3 protein-coding genes are annotated in these 1,246 nt (G+C 41.9%); all 3 read right to left on the bottom strand.

The annotated features are described in order from the left end of the window. On the bottom strand, positions 1 to 264 hold a 264-nt coding region (locus CXF78_RS00950), incomplete at its 3' end, for a DUF3570 domain-containing protein (protein ID WP_145991290.1). Beyond that, complete coding sequence (locus CXF78_RS00945) at positions 255 to 494, bottom strand: DUF4266 domain-containing protein (RefSeq protein ID WP_011636599.1); 240 nt, start codon at positions 492 to 494, stop codon at positions 255 to 257. The genes CXF78_RS00945 and CXF78_RS00950, both read right to left, overlap by 10 nt. Positions 495 to 498: 4 nt before the next feature. Next, a complete protein-coding gene (locus CXF78_RS00940) occupies positions 499 to 975 on the bottom strand; it encodes a TlpA family protein disulfide reductase (RefSeq protein ID WP_180957011.1) in 477 nt (158 codons plus the stop codon). Positions 976 to 1,246 lie beyond the last annotated feature (271 nt).

Raw genomic sequence — 1,246 nt, 5'->3', positions numbered from 1 at the left:
TGCACCAGAAGCTGATGCACCCGTTAAACTGTCGACCACAATTTTAAGGTCCAATAACGAACTATCACCAAAGGCTTTTTGTACATTACCAATCGCTTCTGCGGCTTGAACACGGTCTTGCTCACCATAATACATAATGGCAGCATCGACCTTCCAATCATCAGTGGCAGGAATAGGTTCTGCAGCACTGGCCTGTTGACTCAACAAACTACAGCTTGCCAATGCCAACGCACTGGCAATACTTTGCTTAGATGTTAGTTGCATCCACAACCTCCGCCCGCTAATGAGCGACCACCACTGGTGCCTTCTTTGCTAAAGTAAATATGATCATCTAACGCGAGATCGAGTTTTTCGCTGTTCAAAGCCATATCAGCACGGGCTAATTGATCTTTTTCCCAAGGTTGTACACCTAAGCTCGAACAGCCAACCAAACTACTGACAATGGCTAATGCCACGGCAGCTTTGGCAAATGGTTGATAAAATGCTTTTGTCATCAATTTACTCCTGTAACAACATTTGGATTTCTTGCTCGTAGGCGGGAATGTTTTCATTAAAAAAACCCATGTGAGTTTGCACTAATTCACCTTTACGATTGAACAAAAAGCTACTTGGCATACCCTGTAAGTCAAAGGCTTGAGCGATATCACCTTCAGGATCAAAACGAAGATTAAATGTTGCTGGCAGCTTGCTCAAAAACTCATGGGCTAAGGCGGTATCAACATCAAGATTAATCGCTACAACCTCTAAACCTTGCTGTTGATATTTAGCCTGAATTGCATTCATCCACGGAAATGATTTACGGCACGGAGCACACCAAGATGCCCAAAAATCAACATAAACCACTTTGCCAGCAAACTGTTGCAGACTGACACGTGCGCCTTGTTGATCTAACACATCATGTTCTAATGAGGGAGCGGCTTGAGCTTGGGCATTAACACCTAACCCAATAGCCAAACTCAACGCGATAAACTTAATGTTACGAAAATGACAAAATAACCCAATTGACATCATATTTTCACCTAATGAACCGATAGCAAACAACATAAGCCACCAATCTTAAGATTTACTTAAGCATTGTAAAGATATCGTAAAGACCATTTATGCCATTCAAAAAAGGAAACTAACATTAGCCGCCAATCATTTTCGACACGATGCCTTTATCGTTGCCTGACTCCGCCACTAAAATCCCTGCTAAATGTAAACTAATAAAAGGGATCAAATACCACAATGCCAACTTATGAATCGT

It is taken from the genome of Shewanella sp. 11B5, from assembly GCF_002836795.1.
GTDB classification, from domain to species: Bacteria; Pseudomonadota; Gammaproteobacteria; order Enterobacterales; family Shewanellaceae; genus Shewanella; species Shewanella frigidimarina.
Note: the sequence above shows the minus strand (reverse complement) of the source record. Positions and strands in the feature narration are given on the sequence as shown.

Coding starts and splice junctions, on each gene's coding strand:
- CXF78_RS00945 (WP_011636599.1), bottom strand. CDS start 494: ATGACAAAAGCATTTTATCAACCATTTGCCAAAGCTGCCGTGGCATTA.